At 46.3% G+C, this 6101-nt stretch carries 4 protein-coding genes and 1 pseudogene; 4 read left to right on the plus strand and 1 reads right to left on the minus strand.

What is annotated here, in order from left to right:
• Positions 1-67: 67 nt before the first annotated feature.
• Complete coding sequence (locus SPL01S_RS06565; protein WP_063198346.1) at positions 68-1270, minus strand: MFS transporter; 1203 nt, start codon at positions 1268-1270, stop codon at positions 68-70.
• 103 nt (positions 1271-1373) lie between these two features.
• Here SPL01S_RS06565 and SPL01S_RS06570 point away from each other — a divergent pair, with 103 nt between their 5' ends.
• From SPL01S_RS06570 to SPL01S_RS06585, 4 genes and pseudogenes are all read left to right on the plus strand, one after another.
• A complete protein-coding gene (locus tag SPL01S_RS06570) occupies positions 1374-2297 on the plus strand; it encodes a LysR family transcriptional regulator (RefSeq protein WP_063198348.1) in 924 nt (307 codons plus the stop codon).
• Positions 2298-2925: 628 nt separating this feature from the next.
• A complete protein-coding gene (locus tag SPL01S_RS06575; RefSeq protein ID WP_063198351.1) occupies positions 2926-3450 on the plus strand; it encodes an NUDIX hydrolase in 525 nt (174 codons plus the stop codon).
• Between the two features lie 85 nt (positions 3451-3535).
• Positions 3536-5143 carry a Hint domain-containing protein gene (locus SPL01S_RS06580; protein WP_063198354.1) on the plus strand — a complete coding sequence of 536 codons (1608 nt, stop codon included), beginning with the start codon at positions 3536-3538 and terminating at the stop codon, positions 5141-5143.
• Between the two features lie 4 nt (positions 5144-5147).
• Positions 5148-6101, plus strand: a pseudogene (locus tag SPL01S_RS06585) (hypothetical protein); the annotation flags it as partial.

Genomic DNA, 6101 nt, shown 5'->3' on the forward strand with positions numbered 1-6101 from the left:
ACCATGGAATGGCGATGCGGCAATCGATGCAGGAGCCCTGTTCTTAAGGGCGTAATAAATCTGAAAGTTAGGGTGAGATGGCTGACAGATGAAAACGTTTAGCCAGTTTCTTTTGCAGAATGATAACGATAATTGGGAACCCTGATGCGGAAACTGCACATATTGCCAGCAGCGTGTTCACATTTTGTGGTGCCATGCCATGATCAGGTAATAGAAAAGCGGACAGGAAAAATGCAACGGTTGTAATCAGATACATTATTGATGTCTGTAATGAAGAAAATCCAGCTCGTTGCCTGTCATCAGGAAACTGAATCGTAACCGCTGAAGATGAAACCAGACGACTGTAAGATGCACCGAGAAATAAAGTAATAAATAACGCTGCATGCTGATAGCCCAGGATGGGTATTAGCAAACTCAGTATAAAGACTATGGTTGAACCTGTAGCCAGAATCAAAGCAGAAAAACGGGTGGTTAACACGCCTGTCATTTTTGTAGACAGGTAACCTGTAACTCCCCCGCCGAAGAACAGCCAAGGCAACAGGTCTTGCGAAGCGCCCAACTGCTGGGTCATTAAGGGTACCAGAATGGGAATGACCAGCATTGGACTAAACTGTACAAGCGCATTACTGGAAGCAAACAGTAAAGTATCCACATCGAGAGGCAGCGCGTGCTGTGTGTCGAAAGAGACAGGGTCTTTAGGGATGATGGAGACAATCAGTGGTAATGCCAAAAAACACAGTGTACTTATTAACCACAAAGCGACATGCCAATCATAATGAGTGCACAAAAATAATATAGTGGGCATTCCTACAATGCTTACCATCGAAAATGACGCAATCACTGTTGCCAACATTTTTCCACGCAAGTTAGCCGGGGCGTGATTTATCAATATACTGATACCCACCCCCATGGTCGTACCTCCAACCAATCCTGCACAGAATCGTAATGTAAGTAGAAGACTAAAATTGGAGGTGAATGTAGTCAAAAGTGTCAGCAGGCCTAGTAGTGCCATATTGGCGATTAAAAAACGTTTCTTATTGAAACGACCAATCCAGTAAAAGGCGATAATTCCCGACAGGACTGCCCCAGATGTGTACATACCAGATACATAGCCTGAGAATGATACGGGAACTGCGAAATCTGCTGCCATAAAAGCAAAAACAGGGTTGAACATCATATATTCCAGCGCATTGGTGAACTGGATAAAAGCCATTGCAATGGCTATCCGCATGAGGGCTTTATGATTAAACGTCTGTGTGACCAGTGGCATAGCAAGCAACCTATGGATGAAAGATATCCGAGTTTAACTGCTATCAATATTGCCCATTAGATGGTAAAAATGGCATTTATTATTATCATATATGGGATAATTGATGCGGTCTGCTCTTGATTTTAATACCCTGAAAGTGTTCATTGCGGTGGTTGAAAGAGAAAGTTTTGTTGGGGCATCGAAAGTCCTTGAAATGCCGACATCAAATGTGAGTCGTTGTATTTCTCAGTTAGAAGAAAAACTGAATCTTCAGCTCATTGAGCGCAGCACCCGACATATGAAACTCACCCAGGCGGGGCACTTACTCTATACCCGAGCGAAGCCATTACTGGAGGCGCTTGAGCAAACTGAGACAGAATTAACGTTGCGCCAAATGCAACTCAAGGGTCCATTACGCATCTGTATTCCCAATGAAATAGGTCCTGCATTGCTGGGTTCTGTTATTGCCGATTTCGCCTGTCAGTACCCGGACCTGGAGATCAGCTGTGTCACAAATTTGTCTGGTTTCGAATCCCTGCGAGATGATCTGGATTTAGCTATCATTGTCAGCCGTGGTCAGATGGACGACAGTGACTACATAGCCCGTCATCTGGTGACTATCCCTTGCACCATCGTTGCAGCCCCCTCCGTCATTCAGCGTTATGGCACCCCTTCTCATATCCAGCAACTTGAAGAATTACCCTGCATTACAACGGTAAGTGCACTGAAAGGTGCTCCCTGGCAGTTTGTCAATAAAAAGGGAGGATTCGAGACAATTAAGGTTAAAGGGCATTATCGGGTAAACAGCGGAGAGATGGCAGGACGAGCTGCGGTATCCGGTGTCGGTTTTGCCATTCTATCGAAACAAGCCTGCCAACCCTACATCAGCGATGGACGGTTAATCGAGGTTGAGTTTGAACAATCGGCAGCCCCATTGCAATTGTTCGCATTTTATTCAGATCGGCGTTACTTGCCCGCTAAAACACGAGCGCTCATTGATTTCATACATCAGAGATTGAGTCATATACCCTCGACAGATTGTGGTTAAAAAACAGGCTTAACGTACAATAATTTTCGATATCCAAACTGCCCCCCTGTCTATAGAAGGTTCATCCACAGCGTTCTTCCAGCTTCACGGCTGGGAAATTCGACATGCTCGAGCCGGGATCTGGCTCGCTTCGCGAGTTTTGGCCGTTCGAAAGGATCTGAATGCTCATTGCACCTGAATATAATTAGCCTGGAATAAATATGACTGTTAATCTATTTCATCACTATTTCTTCTGTTAACCCTCCTTTGCATAAATGCCATTAATAAATAAATTCCCAAGTAATAGATTAATTACATTGCTAACAATTACCGTTAATGACAAGCCACCTACCGATTTTAAAAAAAGCCGTTTTCCAATGCGTTGATTTCATACATCTAACGCTTGCATTTAACAAAAATGGAACAATCACATCCTCTTTTTTTGATTATTTAAAAGATTTTTCATCTGTTTTTTTTAACGTGGTGATTTGCTTGGCTATCTCGATAGCCACAAAAAAATACTTCATTTATTTTTATGTGTCAGTTGATTTTTTAGTCGCCATTGCTATTGTTGAAGGTGAGTAAATCACCGCTCCCGACCAGCAAATATATTCTATTTTTATACTCACAAGCGTATAAGGATGTGACTATGCCCATTAAAAAATACGTCATTCTTGACAGTAATCCAAAAACTGTCGGGAATAACGACTTTATTCTGTTAGGTTTGAAAGCCACCGGTTTCGCCAGAGGTTGTCCCATGTTATTTGGGGGAACCGCAGATGCAAAAGACGGTCCGGTTGACGGCAAGAACTTTGCCTTAAACGTGATAAAAAGAGAAACCTGGGAAGAAACTCTAAAGAATATTGAAGTCAATCAGGTTGTTCGTTATCAGGCTTATCCCAATGATATCAGCGTTTATACCAGCAACGATTTTATCTTCACCGGCCAGGTCACCCTTGGCGGTGAGTTCGCCTGGATACGCAAGGTGAGCAAAGGGAAATTAAAAGCCTACTTTCAAAATAAACCTTCCGCCACCAAAGATATGTTTGCTCAAGAACTTTTCAGTATGACCGCGGACCCCAATATCGATCCGACTGAGGGTGAATTTGAAGCCTATCTTGGTTCCGACAGTCTGAGTGCCATTTATTCCTATTGCAAAGCAACCTGTAAATAAATCCGCAACCCTATTTGTCGCCAATTATTTTATCCGTCGATACTTTCGCACGACAGTGCCAGAATTTTATTGGGTGCCTGATATTATGATTACGAAAAATTATACGTCAGATGAAAAGAGTATTGTTCAAGCGGTTATCAACCAGTATAGCAATACCGGCATATTTATTATTGAACCAGGCAATCCATTATTGGTCGATTTTTACGATATCCAACTAAGACTGGCGGGGGTCACTCCGGGTGCTTCGCCGCAATTCTCCCAAGTCTGGCAACAATCGAAACAGAGTAAACGCACTGCAGGCCGGCTGAGCGAGGCCGGCAACGGCTACGCCCAACCGGTCTACAGCATAGTGCGGTTGGACTCCATCGACGGCAGAAGCTATCGTGCGGATGCCATTGGCTCCTTGCCGGTATCTGCCAGCAATGTGACGCAGACCCTCGGGCTGTTTGACGCCGAGGCGACCAATGTTGGCCAGGTGACATCCAACAAGGCCTACGTTTACACCGCAGATTGCGCAATCACTGCGAATGGCGATTATCCGCAAAGCCAGCTCACCGGTGATTTTCCGGTCACGGTCATTTATACCTTCGCGCAGACTATTGACCAAAATACTTTTTATGGCGCGGAAATTATTACTACGCAAAGTTACCCTAAAAGCATTTACAATGATTCACCGCGTAGTCTTTATAATCAGGACGCCATAAAGATTTGTTTGACCCGTGATGCGCCAGACTGCGACTATCGTTATAGCTACGATGGCGACGGTACCGTCAGGGTGCCGATTAAAGGCACCATCACCTATAACGGAAAAATAGACCTTAATGCAGGCCAGCCGGTAAACGCCAAGAATGTTATTTATCTGATACGCACCCGTGCCGGCGGCGATCCCGTAACGCCTTATGGCGATTTAAATATTTTTAACTCGCCCAACACCCAAATTAATGGCGATACCCTCTCCTGGGATCTTAACTGGTTAAAGTTCAAGCAGGTTGATTTTGAATCTGGAGAATGGGTTTATTATGTATTCAGAGTCAATCTGAACGTCGAGGGCAGAAACATCGTTGCATTTATTACCAATGCCCCCAAGAACCTTGAACCGGACCAACGTTTTTTAAATACCGCACCGTTAAAACCCATGTGCATCGTTTATGGCTGCCTGGGTGAGAATACAAAAATCCTGATGCAGGATGGCAACGAGAAAATCATTACCGACATTAGCGCCGGCGAATATATACGAACGCGTAATGACCACGCACTCAGGATTGATGCCATTACCACCGGGCATGAACGCCATTATGTTGAAATCACTCTGAGAGACAACAGTAATAAAATAAAAAACATCACCGCCAGCCTTGGGCACCCTTTTATCACATCGGCAGGTATTGTCATGGCGCGAGAACTCAATCACGCCAGCCGGGTTATTACGCTGGATGGCGAGGCTGAAATTGTCAGCCTGGTGCAAAAAGAAGGCGACATTAAGGTTTATAACCTGCAATTACCGATAGATACGCCGGTAGACAGGCTGCCTTACGACAATAATACGTTCTATGCCAATGGCATATTGGTCGGCGATAACCTGATGCAAAGGGTTTGTGAGGATGAATATCATCGGCGACCGGTCAATATCCTGAGCAAACTGCCTCAAGAATGGCATCAGGATTACCAAAACCATCTCAATCTGGCGGGTAAGTAATATCATGTACCAGGGATATCCGGATTTTCAGCAAATTATCATCAGCGGTAGTCAAAGGTTTATCGCCACCTATCAGCAAAATGATGCCTATTTCTTATACCCGGAATCCGTCAGCATTCTGGCGGCAGACCCACTGGCCTTCTCTTTGGATATTGTCCGCAGTGTCAGCACCGACAGCATTTATGGTTGGCTGAACTTCACCACCGAACTGCAGTTTGCCGGCGAGCAAAGTCTGACGGACTTCAAACAGCAATACCCGGATAAAGCCGTAAGGGTGCTGCCGGTGTTGCCCGGCAGCCTGGGGTTTGACGTGCCTATCGAGTATCACAGCGCCCTGAGCGGGCAAAGCTATGATGCCACCTGGTATTCGGCACAGTGCATCCAGTTTATTATTTTGCTGAATTCGGCCAGCACCCAACTCATTGAGAAAACGCTGCTCGATGACACCCTCGGCTTTAATGCGCGGCTGGACGGCTTTGTCGAAGGGGTATCGCCACGTCTCGCCTATGCCATCGAGTTTGATCCCCAAGCGCTGATGCTCGAGTTGGCCGCCGGGGTCAAAGACGCACACCCCGTTGAGGGCGATCGCGTAGCCTTTGACTATGGCCTGTTGACCCAATACCTGTACCAGAATATCGCGCGGCTGCCGCTGAAAATCACCCCGCCGCTGCCGATTGACGCCCCCGAGGAAACCTTGCTTTTCAGCCAGGCGTTTCTTGATCGGCTCTGCAACCAGCTGGGTTCGCCTTACGCCGGCCCACCGGCCAGTAACGTGGCCATGATCTGCCTGAGCCTGCCGGCGCAAGGCGGCCGGGTGATCTTCAATCTGGATAGGGTAGTACTTAGCCGGCGGCCGCTTTGCTTTTTGCTGGATCCTTTTGCCGCGGCACAGCAAATTGCCAAGGTCTCACCCGATACCATTATCCATCGCACCACCGCCCCGCCACTACCGGCGGGG

Source organism: Serratia plymuthica NBRC 102599 (genome assembly GCF_001590925.1).
GTDB classification, from domain to species: domain Bacteria; phylum Pseudomonadota; class Gammaproteobacteria; order Enterobacterales; family Enterobacteriaceae; genus Serratia; species Serratia plymuthica.

Coding starts and splice junctions, on each gene's coding strand:
- SPL01S_RS06570 (WP_063198348.1), top strand. CDS start 1,374: ATGCGGTCTGCTCTTGATTTTAATACCCTGAAAGTGTTCATTGCGGTG.
- SPL01S_RS06565 (WP_063198346.1), bottom strand. CDS start 1,270: ATGCCACTGGTCACACAGACGTTTAATCATAAAGCCCTCATGCGGATA.
- SPL01S_RS06580 (WP_063198354.1), top strand. CDS start 3,536: ATGATTACGAAAAATTATACGTCAGATGAAAAGAGTATTGTTCAAGCG.
- SPL01S_RS06575 (WP_063198351.1), top strand. CDS start 2,926: ATGCCCATTAAAAAATACGTCATTCTTGACAGTAATCCAAAAACTGTC.